This window comes from Celeribacter baekdonensis B30 (genome assembly GCF_000299875.1).
Lineage (GTDB): Bacteria > Pseudomonadota > Alphaproteobacteria > Rhodobacterales > Rhodobacteraceae > Celeribacter > Celeribacter baekdonensis_A.
The window spans coordinates 270,196-286,428 of record NZ_AMRK01000001.1; the positions used below are offsets into that span (position 1 = coordinate 270,196).

Sequence of the window (16,233 nt, forward strand, 5' to 3'; positions counted from 1 at the left end):
TCCACTGTTTTACCGCCCTGTTTGGGTCGGCTTTTGTTGCCCCATGGCCCCCTCCTCAGGGTGCATGGGCCAGATTTCAGCAGCTCGCGACCGCGCCCTTCCAGCGATCAAAAGCCTCCGTGTAACTGTCCAGATGCGCAGGCTCAGGCCCGATGGAACCCTTCAGATCGGGACGACGCAGCACCGAGGCCGGTACCGCATTGGTCGCCGCGATCATACCCAACCGGGCCGCGCCATAGGCCGCGCCAAGCGCGCTGCCGCGCGGGATGTCCAACTCAAGGTCAAGCGTATTGGCCAACATCGACAACCACAGGTCCGATTGCGACCCGCCGCCAATGGCCAGCAACCGACGCAACTCGGTCCCACTGGCGCGGAACGCATCGGCGCATTCGCGGATGGCAAAGGCCACGCCCTGCATCACCGCCTGTGTCATCGCCGCATCATCATGTTGATGCGCCAGCCCAAAGAACCCGCCGCGGATTTTGGCATCCGAGCGCGGCGACCAGCAGCCATCGAGAAAGGGCACAAAGGTCAGATCCGTGGCCGGGCGTGGCGTATGGCCCAAGGCTTGGACCAATTCTGCCGGGCTGGCTTTGAGCCGGGCGGACAGCCAGGTCAAGCAAGAGGTGGCCGAAAGCACCACCGACATTTGATGCCAACGATCGGGCACAGCATGGCACAGCGATTCAATCGCGTGATCTCCGGCCAATCTCGGGGTGTCATTGGCGACAAACAGCACGCCGGATGTGCCCAGGGACACGGTGCCATCGCCGTCCTCGATTACGCCGGTGCCACAGGCGCCGCAGGCATTGTCACCACCGCCCCCCGCCACAACCGGGCAGCGCACCATGCCCCAACGCGCCGCAAGTTCAGAGCGCAACCGCCCGGACACGGCAGTGCCTTCAACCAGTCGCGGCATCTGGCTTTGATCCAAACCACAGGCCGATAGCATTGTGTCCGACCAATCGCGTCTGTGCAGATCAACCCACATCGTGCCGCTCGCATCGGCCAGATCGCTAACCTTTTCACCCGTGAGCAACAAGCGAACATAATCTTTCGGCAACAACACGGTGCGGATGGCGTTATAGGTCTCCGGCTCGTGACGACGCAGCCACAGCAGTTTGGTCGCGGTCACACCCGGCGTCGGCTTGCGTCCAACATGATGCATCAAATCGGGCACCGCCTCTGACAGCTCCTCGCATTCAGGCGTGCTGCGCGTGTCGTTCCACAGGATCGCCGGGCGCAGCGGTTTGTCTGCGTCATCCAAAACGGTGGCGCCATACATCTGACCCGACAGGCCGATGCCTTCGACCGCCGCCATGGCTGTGCCATGATTGGCGCGCAACGCATCAAGAGCCTCACCCACTGCGTCCCACCATAAGGCGGGGTCTTGTTCAGACCATCCAGGGCGTGCGCGCGTCACCTCAAGCGGTCGCGAGGATGCCTCGGCAACCAGCTGTTGATCCGCATCCATCAGGATACACTTTACCCCGGACGTTCCGAGATCTATGCCCAGAAACATCGGCTTCTCCTCCCTAATTTCACCGCCTTCTCAAACGGCTGTGCGTGCGACCTCTGCGCCACGGGCTCCTCTTCCCGTGTGAGCCTGAACTCAGGCGCTTTGTCGCGTCGTCTGTGACCCTTCCATGTAGTGTTCAATGGCGTCAATTTGCGACGGGCTTAACCGCAGCCCTAACTTGCTGCGATGAAACAGAATATCCTGCGCCGTATTGGCCCATTCGCGCTGGCGCATGTAGTCGATTTCACGCGCGGTCAGTCCGGCGCCAAAATCAATCCCTAGGTCAGACCGCTTTTTGGCCATCCCAAGCATGTTCGGCGCGCGGGTGCCGTAAAAGCGAACCAAGCGGCGCGCTTCGCTTATTGAGAGAAAGCCATAGCGAGACTGTAGTTTTCTGACCTCCGCCTCGAATGTCCCGGGATCGAACTCCCCGCCCGGCAATGATGTCGTTCCGGTCCAGCCAGACACAAGTTTTGCGCCGTTTTGCGGGGCCTTCAAACAGGTCTCGATACTTTCCATGGCTGATTCTGCAAGCCGTCTATACGTCGTGATTTTGCCGCCAAAGACCGACAGGATCGGGGCTTTTTCACTCTCATCGACTTCCAAAACGTAATCACGCGTCGCCTTTTGCGCGTCTGAACTGCCGTCATCATAGAGCGGGCGCACGCCGCTATAGGTCCAGACCACATCGCTGACCGACACCGGGCGTTTGAAATACCCGGACACCAGTTTGCACAGATATGAAATCTCTTCCGGTGAGGCGGCCACATCGGCGGGATCACCGGGGTAGTCGCGATCGGTGGTGCCGATCAACGTGAATTTATCCTCATAGGGGATGGTGAACACGATCCGCCCGTCATCATTTTGAAAGATGAAACAGCGGTCGTGATCATAGAGTTTCGGAACCACGATATGCGAGCCCTGGACCTGACGCACCCGGCCTTTTGGCGGGCGCTGTGCAACGGTGCGCGCCACGTCATTGGCCCATGGTCCGGCGGCATTGATCACCATACGCGCACGAATCACCTCATCGCGCCCCGTGTCCAGATTGCGGGTGGTCACGGTCCAGCCGCCGTCGGGATGGGGGTTGGCGCTTGTGCAGCGGTGGCGGGCACGGATGGTAGCACCGCGTTCCTCGGCATCAATCGCATTGAGAATGACCAAACGGTTGTCCTCGACCCAGCAGTCCGAATATTCGAACCCGAGTTTCAAATCCGCCCGCAGGCCCGCGCCAATCGGCCCGGTTTTCAAATTGACCCGCGTGGTGCCCGGCAAGAGTTTGCGCCCGCCCAAATGATCATAAATGAACAAGCCAAGGCGCAAGAGCCACGCCGGACGCATCCCTTTGGAATGCGGCAAGACAAAGCGCAGCGGGCGCACGATATGGGGTGCGATGTTCCACAGGACTTCGCGTTCGATCAGTGCCTCACGCACCAGCCGGAATTCGTAATGCTCCAAATAGCGCAAGCCGCCGTGCAACAGCTTGGTTGAGGAGGACGAGGTGGCCCCGCCCATATCGCCCTGTTCGCACAGATAGGTGGAATAACCCCGCCCGACCGCATCGCGCGCAATGCCACAGCCGTTGATGCCGCCGCCGATGATGGCAAGATCGTAAAGGTGATCAGACGCGCGATCAGACATGAGCCGCCTCCCGCGCCGGGACGGGGTGCGCGCTCAGAATGCGTTCTGCAATCTCGACAAAGCCTGCTCCGCCCTCGGACGGGGCGACAAAGGCCGGGGGGGCAAAGCTGCCCGGTTCAAAATCGCGTACATTGGCCACACCGCAGGAATTTGGGAAAAACTCAAACATCGGCCCGTCATTCGGGCTATCACCGGCAAAGATAATCCGCGCACGATCCGCATCCAGATCCATCCCAAGGATGTCCTTGGCAAAGATGCGGCTCATCGACAGTTTGTCATAATTGCCAAACCAGCCGTTCACATGGATTGAGGACAGTTTGGCGACCGCGCCGGCCTCTTTGAACATATCAAGGATCAGTTGCACCTGATCTTCGGGCAGCGCGGGTACATCTTCGCAGAAATCAATCGCCAGATCGGCTTCGCGGTACAGTTGGTCCGAGGCGATCCCGGCACCGGGCACTTTTGCCAAAATGTCCTGACGCAACACGTCGAGGCGGAATCGGTTTTTACGCCGCTCTTCTGCGGTGGCAAAAAACTTTTGCCGCATCACCCGCTTTTCGCGGTCATAGGAGAAATAGAACGCACCGTTTTCGCCCACGATCCCGGCCACGGGCCAAAGCCGCGCGATCATATCGCACCACCCGGCGGGGCGTCCGGTGATCGGCACCACGGCAAGCCCCGCATCGGCCAACCGTTCCAAAGCGGCATAGGCGGCGGCGGGCAATTGGCCGTCCGTCGTCAGCGTGTCGTCAATGTCGGTCAAAACCGCCACACAATTGGCCAGTCGGCCGTCGTCAAGTTCACTCAGCGGACGCATCAGACCCACTCCTCAATAAAACTGTCCAGAATGCCCATGTCATCGGCGAGATCGAGCATGGAGTAGCGGTCGCGCATCTCGCGGCAATGGCGCAAGGCGTCGATATAAAGGCCGCGTTCAAGGCCGATTTCGTCATAGGTGGCGCCGCCGCCAGAGGCGCGCAGATGTCGCGCCATGTTGTCCGGGGCCAGCATCATCGCGCGCAATGTTGTGCGCAGCTCAGGCCAGATTTCGGCCAATTGACGGTTGAAGACCTCTGTGGCTTGTGCATCCATCGCTTTGGCGCGAGAGGCCTTGAGGCAATCCTCAACGGCCGCTGCCGGGTAGCGCGCGCGGATCGCGACCTCATCGGGTTGCCAGCCGCGAATGCGCGGGGCCTCCTCCAGTGAGAGAATGTGATCTTGCAGCCGTGCCATGGTGATGGAGGCCACGCCGACCTGTTGGCCATGAACGGTGCCGGGGTGGCGGTCACCGGCAAAGCTGTCGATCCAATGGGAAATCTGATGTTCGCCCATCGAACCGGGGTGGCTCATGCCAACCACGGCGATGCCAAGCCCACCAAGGGTCAAAAGCCGTTGCAGATAGCCAATCGCATCATGCTCGCCCAGCCCCAAATCGGCGGAACGGCGCAGCACTTCGGCCTCATCGTCTTCTTGCAAAAGATAGGGCGCGGTCGCGTAGCGCGTGCCCAGCATCACATGGGAAAAATACCAATCGACCTGCGCCGTGGGCCGACACAAGGAGTCGCCCAAGCCCGCGCCGATCAAATATTGCGGCGCCTTTGAGGACACGTCGATGTCGATAAAAACGCCCTTGGCCGCATGCGCTTTTTGGGTGGTTTTGAGACCGGACTCGAGGGTGATCGACGCGGTCGATGAGGTGTAGCCATTCATCGAAGGTGCCGTGCCAAAGACACTATAGGCGCGCCCGTCGAGATAGGTGGCGTATTTGCACAGATCGTTGATCGTACCAGACCCGACCGCAATCAACGCGTCATGATTACGGGTCAGTTTTTGCAGATCGCGCACCTGCCCTTCGTCGGCATGTGGATGATCTAAAACGATGATCTCTGCCTTACCCTGCATGTTGCGCGCAATGTCTGCGCCCATCACTTCGACCGTGTCCGCATCACACACCACCGCATAGCTTTGCGCCGGCATCACCGCATTCACCATGTCGCGGGCGGCGTCGGCAAAGCCGTCTCCGATCTCGATGTGGTTGAAAGTAACATCAACGGCCAGCCCCGTATCGGGATCGCACCACCTGCCCTGAGTGACCTCGGTGATGAGGGCATTCCAGCCAGGTGTCGCGCGCTCTTTGATTGAAAGCGGCATGGTCATTTGCTCCTCCCTCGCAAGTTTCTCACTTGATTTGAAAGTTGCCAGATAGTTATGGCATATGTCAATAACATTATTCAGATCAGCGTGACATATGCCAAATCGCTTGATTTCCAGTGGTTTCAGGTTGATTGTCAGGCTGGATTTCGTAAAAGCACTATTTTAAGGAGAGCACATGCCGGGCAAACGCGACAAAGCCGACGACGACTCACGCCACGCCACACGGCGCGCCGTGCCATCTCGGTTTGGCATGGATGAAGTGCTTTGGGCGGCGTGGCTCTATTATGAAGAGGGTCAAAAGCAGGACAAAATCGCCGACCAGTTGGGGATTTCACGCGCCTCTGTGTTTAACCTGCTGCAAAAGGCGCGCGATGAGGGGATCGTCAATATCTCCATCGACCCCTCGCGCATCGCGCGGGCGGATGTAGCGCTTGAACTCTGTGAATTGAGCGGCTTGTCGGAATGCTATGTGCTACCCACGCCGCAAGACCCCGCCACATTGGCCAATGAAATAAGCCATCTGGGAGCGCGGGTCCTAGAAGCGCGACTACATGCCGATGATACGATTGGTGTCGCGTGGGGGCGCACGGTGCTGTCGCTGTCAAAGCACCTCACAAGTATGCGCCATCCCAATATCACAGTCGCACAAATCACTGGCAGTGCAGTTGCGACGTTTGATTTTTCACCGGTTCTCTGCACCACAAATATCGCAGATCGCCTCTCTGCGCGCTGTGTGAACCTTCACGCACCGGGGGTTGTGTCTACGGCTCAGGTCAAAGACATTTTGTTGAACGAGCCCGAAATCCGCAATCACTTTACCCTGTTGCAACAGTGCACAAAGACCATCTTTGGCGTCACCCAACTGGATGGCGAAACACTCTTGGAGCAAAGCGGTTTCATGTCCGATGCCGCCTTACAGGTCTACCGCGATCTTGGCGCTGTGGGCTTTGCTGCCGGGTATTTCTTTGATGCTGAGGGGCAAATCGTGCGCAGTGAATTCGACGAGCGCCATATCACGATGGCGCTGGATGATTTGCTCAACGTACCCGAACGCATTTGCATTGGCGGCGCGCCGCAAAAAGTTGGCGCGATTTATGGGATGTTGCAGGCTCGCATAGCCAATGTACTGGTCACGGATGAGACCACAGCGCAAAGCCTGATTGACCACTATAAGCAGCGCACCTGAGGTCAAGAACTGCGTTCGTTACCGTGGGATCGCGCGCAAGGCGAGAGTGCCAACCGTTTCACTGATCCATTGGCGCGACTGGACGAGGTTTCGACTGCCCCGTTCGACCCAGAAAAGATTGCGGAAGCGGATTTGGCCATTGCGGCAGGTTTCGTAAAAGAGATCTGTGTCGGCGGTATAGGGTCCCAGATCGACATTGACTTGCCTTTGACGTTCAACTTCGCAGCGGAAGGCCAGAGTTTCGGCCTGGCTTTCGCCATTGAGCAATGTGACAAAACGTTCGGTAATCCCTTTGCGCCCGGCTTTCAGGGCAGCAAGAGTCTGTGAGGGATCGCCCGCAAGCTGATCTCCTCCCATGCCGCGGGTGGCAATGATCATGCCATTCTTCATGCCAAGCGATAGCTTGTCGAGGGAAATCCAGGTTTCCTCACCTTTGGCATTCGTGGTTTGACGCACAAAGACTGTGTAGGCTTTGTCTTTCGCTTCAAGCGACACGAGATAAGCGGGGGCGCCCGCCTGTTGGTAGGCGAGGAAAGTGGGATCGGGTTCTGCCTCGTCAGATTTGTTGACGAGGCCTTCCAGCATATTGGGTCTGTTGGGATCAGAGGAACAGGCGCTCAAACCAGCAAGGAGCGCGAACATGAAACCAAGTGGGCGCAAGACGGTCATATAGGTCATCTCCAGAATTTCCCCCAACGGTCTTCCAACTCGTTTGTATGGCTGTTTCTCACAACATCATAAAGCCGGTTGCGCACATCAAGCCGCGCGCCACCATCACGGACGACAGGGCGAATGGTCGTTCCATAGCCGCCTTGGGTCGCGGCCCCGGTCAGCCAATCAACCGGAACGGAGAAGCGAATGCCTTTGTCAAAGGAGCCTTCACCGAAGTCTTCGAAGGACACATCGGTGAGCGTAAAAAACGCCCCGACTCGGAATCCGTTGTCGAACTCGCGGTCCACAGAGAAGGTCGCGCCATAGTCGCCCGCAAGATAGCGCCCGACATCAAGTTGTCCGAGATAGCCACGGCCAAAATCGTAATAGGCAGAGGCGTGACCTGTCACAATGTCATAGTCTTGAAAGCCAAACATTTGGTCGAAATCACGTTTTTTAACGTAGTTGAGTTCGGCACCAAGGGCCAGCGGACCATTGACAGGTTTCCAAAGCACTTCGCCGGAGACACCCCCGTACATTGTCTCAAGATACCCAACGGTGGCACGGCCATACAAATTTTTACCGGGACGAAAGAAATACTCAGCCGTCAGATATTTGATCTCCAAATCCGATTGCTTGGCATATTCCGCGCTGTCGGTGCGAACATGTGGCAAGACGGAATTTGAGGGGCGTGTGCTGGTATCAAGGTTTCCAGCGACCGGCTGACGCACCGCCGCCGAAAAGACAAGCCCGCGCGCGGGTTCTAACGAGGCCGCAGCTTGGACGCCAAAGTCGGCGCGCACGGGGTTGTCCGGGTCAAAAAGAGAGGGATCAAGGTAGGGCGTGATCCGCCAGTTGAATTTGGGGTAAATGCCCGCAATCGGGGCCGCTTCACTGTGGGCGGCATCTTCAAAATCCGCGCGGGCAAAGCTGCGCCAGCTTCCGTCCAGATCGTATTCAAGCGATTCGAGATCGCTGCGGCGCAGGGTTGTGCGTGAGGTTGTGACTCCATTTGCCATCGCTTCCAAACGGAACGTGGTGATGTCAGCCGGCAATTGGTTTGCCAAAACACGCGCGGCCCGGCCAAGCGCTTGTGCTTCTGCCGGGTAGCGACCATTGACGAAACGCACAGTGGCTGTGTCGCCCTCGATTGTGATGCCTTCAAGCGTGAGGCCCTGATCTTTGAGAGCCATGGACAGAGAGCTGTCTTTTTGGCGGACACTGTTCGCATCCCATGACAACGCCGCTTGGGTTTGGCGTGGCATAAGCGTTGGCGGGGCCTCTTCGATGCCGCTGGGAAACTTGGGTTTTTGCGGGGTGATCGGAATAGACCCCATGATACCGATTTCTGAGCCATGAAGGGCATAAACGGATACTTCTCCGCCGTTTTTAAACCCATAGCTTAAAGATGCGTTGAAAGGTGTTTTGTGATCGAAGCCCATACGGCTTTCCTCTGCCTTGTAAGCGTCAGAGGAATATTCAGCTTTGAAAGTCAGGCGGTCGTTTATTTGATAGGCGATGCCTCCAAAGAAGGCCGCATCGCCACGGAACCATTGATCCGTTTCCAGTCTACCCACTTCATTAACACCATTGGGGCCACTGCCGCGTTCTTCAAAATCATCAGAGACGATAGATAAGGGGTTTGAAAAACCACCATATGAGCCAAGTCTACCCCATCCGATACCCCCAGTAAGGGAAGCACGACCATCAAAGATATGCTTTGTTGCTGAAATATATTCAGATCCATAAATGCCGGTGCCGCCAAAATCACGGAGGCCAACTACAACAGACGGGCGCTTTTCTGTTTCCGTTAGGAGTAAATAGCCAAAATCAAAGCTGCGGTCATAACGATTGATAATTTCTGTACCTACGATATCAAAATCGTCTAAAATAGAATAACGGAAACTCCCAAATATTCTAGGCGTGAGCTGAAATGACGATGAATATCTTCGAGCTGTGCCATAGCCTGCGTATGTAAACTGAAGGGTGCCATCGGGGAAAACTTCACCAGTAGGTATGTCGATCAAGCCTGGCGTGCCAAAGGTTGACATTGACAAGTTGATCTCAGCATCTTGTGCCAATATGGGGAGGGAGCTTAATGCAGTGTAGGCTAATAATCCTACGAAAAACCGTTTAGATATCATTATCATCCCACACCACTTGAAAGCCCCCTGTTCACTTTATGCGACAGAGCACACATCTGCATTGTCGAAAATGATATACTATAGGTGCATATGCTTCTATTATAGATTTAAGGATCTGGTCTGACTGTTGCAAAATTATAGACGTGTCGGGTGCAAAGACGAAAATTTAATCATTGTAATGCTTTATGGCCGCCTCGGCCAGATGTAGCAAAATTATGGCACGCGTATTCCAGTCGTATTCCGTTTCTGCTTTTTGTCGCGCGGCATACGTCATGTCTTCTAAGCGTTCAACGTCTCCGATCAACTGATGAACTATTTCAATTGCTTTCTCCATGGTGGGGGCGTCTTGATATTCCAATCCGGGCGTCAACTCCGTGCCCTGCATGGCATGGGCGAAAGCAACGATTGCCAGATCTGAAAAAATATAGTCCAATGTCTTGAGTTTAAATCCTCCACCCATTTCTTCCAAAACAAGGGCAACACGTGCATCTTTAACAACATCGGATAAATGTTCGAAAGGACACATGAATTCGACTTCTGGATACCGAGCACTTAAACGCTTAACCACTTTAGGTGGGGCCTTACCAGCGATGCGAAGGCGAAAAGGCAGTAAACTAATTCCAGCAGTATATTTTTCGTAAGCCGCTAAAATCATTTCCAAGTTTGAAATTTTCGCATTCCACTCGAAAGAACCAACCAAGACAGCTATTTTATTTCGGCGATCATGGGCATGTGGTTTTTCGAGGCCTGAATGCGCGTACCCCGGCTTTAAAACTTTAGACGGAACAGCGCAGCCAAGCTCTTTATAACGATCTTGGTCTTCGCGAGATATCGTCGTCAGGCCTTGAATCTGTTTTAAAAGGCCCAACTCCATTTTGCGGTATTTTGCTGCATCCAGCATTTGCACCCAACGCAAAACCCGCTTTTTTGACGCCGCAGCAATTTGCGGCCTGATATCGGCATCAACATTGTGGGAAATATAGATTGAGGGAAGATTGTGTTTGTCGACAATTGGCTTTGCCTTGGCTGTCACCGCTTCATTTAACAAAACAATGTCAAAATCGTTCTCTTTCAATAATACGTCCAGTGCTTTTATCCCATCCGGGGATAGTGCTCGTTCCGCAGCCCGAGGATAGCGACTTGTAAGCGATCTAAAATCTGCTGTTCGTCCCTTAGTTTCTTTTTGCCCAAGCCAACGTGCATTTGATTTCGTTACAGTGTCAGGCATACCACTGCCACAAAATACGGTAACTTGGACTTCCTCTACTGCACTTAGGCTTTCAATTATTCCAGCTGTGTATTGAAGGTCACCAGCGTGGCTCGGATAAGGGTATACTCGGGTTATAAATAATATGCGCATCGTCATACTCCCAAAACCGTATCTAGAATTTTCCCCGTAAAGGCGTTCGAAGTATGTGAAGCTTCAAATGCCGGATCAGATATCGAAGGAACCCACTCTGAAATTGCGCGTGATAGCACTTGGGGGTTGGTGCAATCTACCGCTAAGCCAAGCTTGTAACGGTCAACTTGAAACCCGATTAAACCTGTATTTTGTGCGATCAGTGGACGCTTTCCAGCCACAGCCCAATGCAAAACACCAGAAGATCCAACATGATTTTGATAGGGAGCAAGTATGATCGCCGCGTGCTGAACTTCACATGCAAGTTCCTCATCTGTCACAAAGCGGTCTTCAATTTCAATGATCGCATTCGTTTCAGTACGCAAAGTGGCGAGCTTTTCCATAAAGCGTGCACGCTCATCTGCGCCAAGGCGCCCGACAAATCGTAGTATAAATTTATTGCGACCATCTTCGCCGAGTAGTTTCCAAGCATCTAATGTCTGAAAAATACCTTTCCGTTCCGTGAGCGCGCCAAAAACCAAAACGATTTTTCGCCCATTTTCTCGAATTTCTGGCTCCATACTGATCAAGTCAAAGTTTGGTGCCGGGTCCGCAACAAATTCCAGTGCCTTGGTTGTTTGCCCTGCGCGACTGGTCGGCGCTACCTCATCCAACGTCAACAGCGCCCCGCGGCAGACTCGGCGCGCCAAAGCATATGTAACCCAGCGCCTAACACTGTCCAAAGAGCCCCCTAAAGAGCCGGGCAAACCAAAGTGGTTTGGTGGGCGAAATATAATGCCTGACACGCGCTGACCATACGGCAAAGGCGTGGGGTCCATCGCTGCAGCAACAACAGCATGGTCAAAAAATGGCAAAAAGACGGGGCCTTGCTCTGCTGCCTGTCGCGCTGCACGCCATTGCGCGCGCCCTCTGGAAAACAATGAGCCAGATGTCATCTCTGCATGCTGTTCCGTTGGGATAATTTCAAGTGATGCACCAATCTCTTTGGTAAACGCATCTAACCTCTTCGCCATTTCCGGGCCTACAATCGCTCGAACAGTTTGAAAGCGCTCGTCCTTGACCGCTGCCCCCAAAACCATCTTGGCCCAAAACGTACAGTGCCCTTCGGTGAGAGGTTCTAAGTAGGTGAATGTGGTCAATTTATCTTACGCTCCTGAAAATTGTGAATCCCCAACTCACTTTGTGTTGCCTGTTGAAGAGATTGAGTGTGTTTCAAGTGCCAGAAACCTGCCAAAACCATTACAAAATAACCCCAGAAAAACGGCGTGTGTATGTCGGCAACGCTAAAAGAGTGAATGATAATAAAAAGTATAACGAATAAAAAATGTGCCTTAGAAACCATGCTAACGAGTTTCAAAATGAAGAACCAAATTAGGACGGTCCCCACAATACCGTATTGCCAAAACATTGAGAAAAACACATTACCAGCCAAGACAGAATGACTCTTTTCCGTTAAAACAAAAAGAGGGGTTGCTGATCCTCGTATTTGGTTAATCAAGTGAAAAATATCTTCCTCTACTCCGACCCCAAAGCCGAGAAAAGGGCGCTCAGCTAACGATTTAACCGCCATAAACGCAGGTTCCACGATGCGGATATAGGCGCTAGCTTCTATCGGCGTACCATCAAACCCTAATCGTGTAATCATTTGAAGGGCAACAACGAAAAGGCCGGCACCTATTCCTGAAACTGCGACAGTTTTTAAAAGCAGGCCATTTGTTCTTAGGCGTTGTCTTTGGAACACGAGCAGAGATACGGTAACGGCGATGCCTGGAGCAGCCGTGACGCTTGGCTCCAGCACGACGAAGGCGACGCTCCAAATCAATATTAGAGATTTATTAAAATTTTCCGTGCTCGTTGTCACGGCAACGACAAGAAGCATACCAAAGAATTTTGCAACATGGGACGGTTCACTTGCGAAGAGTTTTGGACGAATGAATCCGTAGTTTGTCATATCTCGCAAATCATTACCGTAGACCAATTCAGATGAATACAGTAACCCGCGAACGAAATCACTTACTGGTTTTAAAGGCCCAACTCTCTCTAAAAACAAACCAACTAAAATTAGCCAAATCAATAGTTTAGACCATTTATGGATTGTACGAGGCGGAAAATTTAACACTAAAAGCAAGAAGCCCGTCGATGCTGAGACTGTAAGGAAGAAGAGTGTTAAAGATACAAACTGCGGGCCTATTTCTGTCGCTCCACCCCGCAACAAGACGTTAAAAATGAAAAGTGCAAGTAAAACGCCGCAAAAAGAAAGTAGCCAAAAAAACAGTTTTTGGCTTTTAAGATAGAGAACTAACGAAACAAGCCCGGGAAGTAAGTACACACCAAATGGAATGCCAAGCGGAGCAAGAGTGTAAAGCCCGAAAAGGCTCATTGTGAGTAGTACCGTTTTCATCATACCGTGATTTCTTTTCACTCCACTTTTCATCCATAGTAAATAGACGTTAGCGATCTACGTTTGGGCTGAATTGAGGCATTATTTCAAATGCAGAATAGGGGCAGTTTTGGAAAGCCCTCAGAATTTCCTCTACGGCATCTTTATCCCGGTTGCTGATTGTATTTTGCCAACGCCCCACCAGTGCGGAGGAATCTCCGCTTTTGATCGCATCACGTCCAGATTTATCACTCAAACGTTTTACTGAATGAGACGACTGTTGGAGCATTGCGATCATCTTGGGTGTTACGGGAATATCGCAGAGCGTGGCAAGTTCTTGAATGGTCGCTTTTGGGTCTATCACTAAGTCTTCATAGAATATGCACGGGACCGCCCCAGACAGAGCATGAAATAGCGGGAGGTTTTCAAGGCACCAGCCAAGAACATAACGTTGAAGCTTTGACCCTTGTGCAACAGTTTGGTCCAGCATAGCATTTTGTGCATCAGAAAGAATTTTTGTGCGTATAGCATGATGTTGTGAGAATTGAGAAAGTCTATCTCCCCATCCATTTCGCATGCAAGACAGAGCTTGTGGGATTGGATGCCTGAAATACAGGATAGTTTGTAAGCCCCAGCGCTGTAAATGTGGCAACAAATAATGAGCATCTGTGGTCTTTAGGACAAGCCGATCTGTTTTGAACCAATAGTCATCGCGCCAAAATCGCCATGGTTCTTGAATGTGAAGGTCGCCGGATTGGATTGCTCGCACATAGGCTTCAAGAGCTAAGAGTTCACTCTCTTCGGGGGCGACAAAAATTCCACCTGAAGGATAGGGCATGTGCCGCATTTGCGTCTTGGTTGCTGTATAAATCGAGAACGGTTGATCAACAGATTTAACGCGAGGGTGATGTGCCAAAATTTGCATCAGCAGGGTAGACCCAGAGCGTCTAGAACCAATGAGTGCAATATCTTTGGGTTCATCTTGTTGTTGATGTGTATTCAAACTCTCCCAAAGGAATTGGCGAAACGCATCTTTCAAAAGGGGTCGAAATTGATTGCTCATTTATGGACCTTCTCTTTTTGAACGATGGCATTCTTTGAAAGAGCAAATATGACAAGTGGGCCGAATAAAACGGCGTTCAGCCCAGTTACAAGCAATAGCGCTTTCGCGGGGGGTTGTGTTGAAATTTGGTTCATAATGATGAGGTTAAAGAGGGTAAAGGTTGCAAAAAATGCAAATAGTCGCCCCCATCGAAGATCACTTAAAACGCGGCGTAAGAAATTGTGTTCTCCTGCCCCATAGATACAAGCGCCCACGCTGCGCACAGCCTGTGAAAGTGCAAACAGGATAGAACATTCAAGAATACCACCACCCAAGCTCACCAGAACCGTTACACATATCAGCATGGCGATAAGTGTTGCGATTCCCAATCGACCCAATGCATGAACACGTCCCGTTGCCTGTGCGACCCAGTAAAAAGGCGTACTGAGCGCAGTAAAAACCATTGAGCCTGAAAAAATCTGTGTCGCTAAAATCAACTGACTGGGAGTCTCACCTAGCCAAGCAACAAGAATGAGATCGGTATAGAGCAATAGAAAGAGTGAGGCTGGTGTCACCAGCATGACTTGGCTTACAAATCCATTTCGCACGAGGCGGATAGCGGCAGCTTCATCCCCAGCCTGAAGAAAACTTGACACACCAGGAAGCAAAGTCCGCAATGCTTGGCTAAAAGCTTGATTGATAGCAACTGGGATTCGTAAGGCTACAGAAAAAATGCCAACTGCGGCAGGGCCAAGCAAGGCGCCGATCAGCACTTGCGACAGCGGCTGAAACCCGCGCTGGGATAGGTTTTCTAAACCAAAACCCGACGTCAAGATCTTTAAAGCACCGAGCTTTGAGGTGCGTCCTTTCCACTCAAACTCCCTTCGTACAATTACATAAATAAGAGCGAATTCAGCGACGCCTCCGGCCAGAAGTGCAGAACCAAATATGAACCATGCAACTGCCGTATTATCTTTGATACAGATAATAACAATCGTGGTTTGAACAACAACTCTAAGAACCGTTTTGAAGTTAAACCAGTGTTGTTGATGCTGACCCATACGAATTGCAATCAACCAATTTGACATCAGTTGCGGTAATGCAGAAACTGCAGCAAGCCCAATACCCAATGCGGCCGTCATATTGAATTGCCAGGCAGCAAGTGCGAAAAGCAATCCAAGCAGCCCTAGGGATATCGTCAAGCGAGATAACCGGCGCAATATGGGCGCAGTGTCTTGCACCCCAACTTGCGATATTCGGAGTGTTAGAGCGGATGTCAGGCCAAAATCAAGCACCAATACGTTCATATTGACAGCCATCAACAAAGACCATTGCCCCACAAGATCAATCCCACCCAACCGCGCGAGACTTCCAAGCAGTACAATGTTGATGCCAGTATTAGATGCAAATGAGAGCAAAACAGCAACACGTGCTATGCGTAAATTTTGCTCACTTGATACTATTCTGCTTGGGGACTTCACTTAAAATAGGCTTCATTTTCATGTGAACTGATAAAGCAGTCGGGCAAACTCCTTAATCTTTCGTCAATAGGATCAAAAATGTGCTTGAGCGCACTTGTTACCTCTGAATCATAATCGTCTACTTTTCGCGCACGTTCTTTGGGAAGCACAACTTTCATGTTTAAAAAATCACTTAGTCTTTCTGAGTTTTCCCACAGTGTTTCAAATCGTAAACAAAGGGTAGGGATGGTTTCAGTGACGGCCCAAGAGTGGATTTGTTTTTCAAAGTTCAGAACGTCTGATTTAAATAAGTCTTCATACTTTCCTTCAGAACGTAGATTGACGAAATGCTCTTCAACCCATTCTTGACCAAAGCGCTCCTTCGCCGAATGCACCGACTTCGCAGCGTCCAAAGTTGAGCCAAACAGAAATATGGCTTTCCCACCATTGACCACCAACCGCTCAGGATAGTCATGCGTTTTATACACTGTTCCACGGATCAAAGGTTTATTGCTAAGGTTCCAACACTGATCAGCAGTTAGCCTGTGGCCCCAGAAAAGATTTCGAAGAGGACTGCGTGCAATCACCGCTTCCACAACAGCATCATAAACCAAAGTACTTCCGGAACGCCCCATACTTGCTATCACAATCGGCTCAATGCCTTGATTGGAACTCATCCGCTGAAGAGCTCTTTTC

General features: G+C 52.3%; 13 protein-coding genes. 1 reads left to right on the forward strand and 12 read right to left on the reverse strand.

Annotation, left to right across the window (positions count from 1 at the left end; genetic code table 11):
* Positions 1-76: 76 nt before the first annotated feature.
* The 4 genes from xylB to B30_RS01340 form a co-directional block, all read right to left on the reverse strand.
* Positions 77-1,522 (reverse strand): xylulokinase, encoded by a 1,446-nt coding sequence (gene xylB / locus B30_RS01325; protein ID WP_040401726.1) that lies wholly within the window; start codon positions 1,520-1,522, stop codon positions 77-79.
* Positions 1,523-1,612: 90 nt separating this feature from the next.
* The gene (glpD, locus tag B30_RS01330) at positions 1,613-3,160 is read right to left on the reverse strand and encodes a glycerol-3-phosphate dehydrogenase (protein ID WP_009570172.1); all 1,548 of its coding nucleotides are present in this window, start codon (positions 3,158-3,160) and stop codon (positions 1,613-1,615) included.
* Positions 3,153-3,977, reverse strand: coding sequence for an HAD-IIB family hydrolase (locus B30_RS01335; RefSeq protein WP_009570173.1), 825 nt, complete (start codon positions 3,975-3,977; stop codon positions 3,153-3,155). The genes glpD and B30_RS01335 overlap by 8 nt, the downstream gene beginning before the upstream one ends.
* Positions 3,977-5,317, reverse strand: a complete 1,341-nt coding sequence (locus B30_RS01340; protein WP_009570174.1) for a sn-glycerol-1-phosphate dehydrogenase — start codon at positions 5,315-5,317, stop codon at positions 3,977-3,979. The genes B30_RS01335 and B30_RS01340 overlap by 1 nt, the downstream gene beginning before the upstream one ends.
* A 172-nt stretch (positions 5,318-5,489) precedes the next feature.
* Here B30_RS01340 and B30_RS01345 point away from each other — a divergent pair, with 172 nt between their 5' ends.
* Entirely contained in the window at positions 5,490-6,500 is a 1,011-nt protein-coding gene (locus tag B30_RS01345) for a sugar-binding transcriptional regulator (RefSeq protein WP_009570175.1), read from the forward strand.
* A gap of 18 nt (positions 6,501-6,518) precedes the next feature.
* Here B30_RS01345 and B30_RS01350 read toward each other — a convergent pair whose 3' ends face one another.
* The 8 genes from B30_RS01350 to B30_RS01385 all read right to left on the reverse strand — a co-directional run bounded on the left by B30_RS01350 (position 6,519) and on the right by B30_RS01385 (position 16,214).
* Positions 6,519-7,178, reverse strand: a complete 660-nt coding sequence (locus tag B30_RS01350; RefSeq protein WP_009570176.1) for a YjbF family lipoprotein — start codon at positions 7,176-7,178, stop codon at positions 6,519-6,521.
* Positions 7,175-9,295, reverse strand: a complete 2,121-nt coding sequence (locus B30_RS01355; RefSeq protein ID WP_232616882.1) for a YjbH domain-containing protein — start codon at positions 9,293-9,295, stop codon at positions 7,175-7,177. Before B30_RS01355 ends, B30_RS01350 begins: the two co-directional genes overlap by 4 nt.
* Positions 9,296-9,461: 166 nt before the next feature.
* Positions 9,462-10,655 (reverse strand): glycosyltransferase, encoded by a 1,194-nt coding sequence (locus B30_RS01360; protein WP_157789772.1) that lies wholly within the window; start codon positions 10,653-10,655, stop codon positions 9,462-9,464.
* 2 nt (positions 10,656-10,657) lie between these two features.
* Positions 10,658-11,794 (reverse strand): glycosyltransferase, encoded by a 1,137-nt coding sequence (locus B30_RS21230; RefSeq protein WP_157789773.1) that lies wholly within the window; start codon positions 11,792-11,794, stop codon positions 10,658-10,660.
* Entirely contained in the window at positions 11,791-13,059 is a 1,269-nt protein-coding gene (locus tag B30_RS01370; protein WP_009570181.1) for a hypothetical protein, read from the reverse strand. Before B30_RS01370 ends, B30_RS21230 begins: the two co-directional genes overlap by 4 nt.
* Positions 13,060-13,105: 46 nt before the next feature.
* The gene (locus B30_RS21615) at positions 13,106-14,098 is read right to left on the reverse strand and encodes a sulfotransferase (protein ID WP_081583648.1); all 993 of its coding nucleotides are present in this window, start codon (positions 14,096-14,098) and stop codon (positions 13,106-13,108) included.
* A complete protein-coding gene (locus tag B30_RS01380; RefSeq protein ID WP_009570183.1) occupies positions 14,095-15,396 on the reverse strand; it encodes an oligosaccharide flippase family protein in 1,302 nt (433 codons plus the stop codon). Before B30_RS01380 ends, B30_RS21615 begins: the two co-directional genes overlap by 4 nt.
* A gap of 158 nt (positions 15,397-15,554) precedes the next feature.
* On the reverse strand, positions 15,555-16,214 hold the full coding sequence (locus B30_RS01385; protein ID WP_009570184.1) for a hypothetical protein: 660 nt from the start codon (positions 16,212-16,214) through the stop codon (positions 15,555-15,557).
* Between the last annotated feature and the right edge of the window lie 19 nt (positions 16,215-16,233).

Excerpts from the sequence above, each read along its gene's own strand:
- B30_RS01385 (WP_009570184.1), bottom strand. The coding sequence starts at position 16,214 with ATGAGTTCCAATCAAGGCATTGAGCCGATTGTGATAGCAAGTATGGGG.
- B30_RS01340 (WP_009570174.1), bottom strand. The coding sequence starts at position 5,317 with ATGACCATGCCGCTTTCAATCAAAGAGCGCGCGACACCTGGCTGGAAT.
- B30_RS01380 (WP_009570183.1), bottom strand. The coding sequence starts at position 15,396 with ATGGCTGTCAATATGAACGTATTGGTGCTTGATTTTGGCCTGACATCC.
- B30_RS01355 (WP_232616882.1), bottom strand. The coding sequence starts at position 9,295 with ATGATATCTAAACGGTTTTTCGTAGGATTATTAGCCTACACTGCATTA.
- B30_RS01350 (WP_009570176.1), bottom strand. The coding sequence starts at position 7,178 with ATGACCTATATGACCGTCTTGCGCCCACTTGGTTTCATGTTCGCGCTC.
- B30_RS01370 (WP_009570181.1), bottom strand. The coding sequence starts at position 13,059 with ATGATGAAAACGGTACTACTCACAATGAGCCTTTTCGGGCTTTACACT.
- B30_RS21615 (WP_081583648.1), bottom strand. The coding sequence starts at position 14,098 with ATGAGCAATCAATTTCGACCCCTTTTGAAAGATGCGTTTCGCCAATTC.
- B30_RS01335 (WP_009570173.1), bottom strand. The coding sequence starts at position 3,977 with ATGCGTCCGCTGAGTGAACTTGACGACGGCCGACTGGCCAATTGTGTG.
- glpD (WP_009570172.1), bottom strand. The coding sequence starts at position 3,160 with ATGTCTGATCGCGCGTCTGATCACCTTTACGATCTTGCCATCATCGGC.
- xylB (WP_040401726.1), bottom strand. The coding sequence starts at position 1,522 with ATGTTTCTGGGCATAGATCTCGGAACGTCCGGGGTAAAGTGTATCCTG.
- B30_RS01345 (WP_009570175.1), top strand. The coding sequence starts at position 5,490 with ATGCCGGGCAAACGCGACAAAGCCGACGACGACTCACGCCACGCCACA.
- B30_RS01360 (WP_157789772.1), bottom strand. The coding sequence starts at position 10,655 with ATGCGCATATTATTTATAACCCGAGTATACCCTTATCCGAGCCACGCT.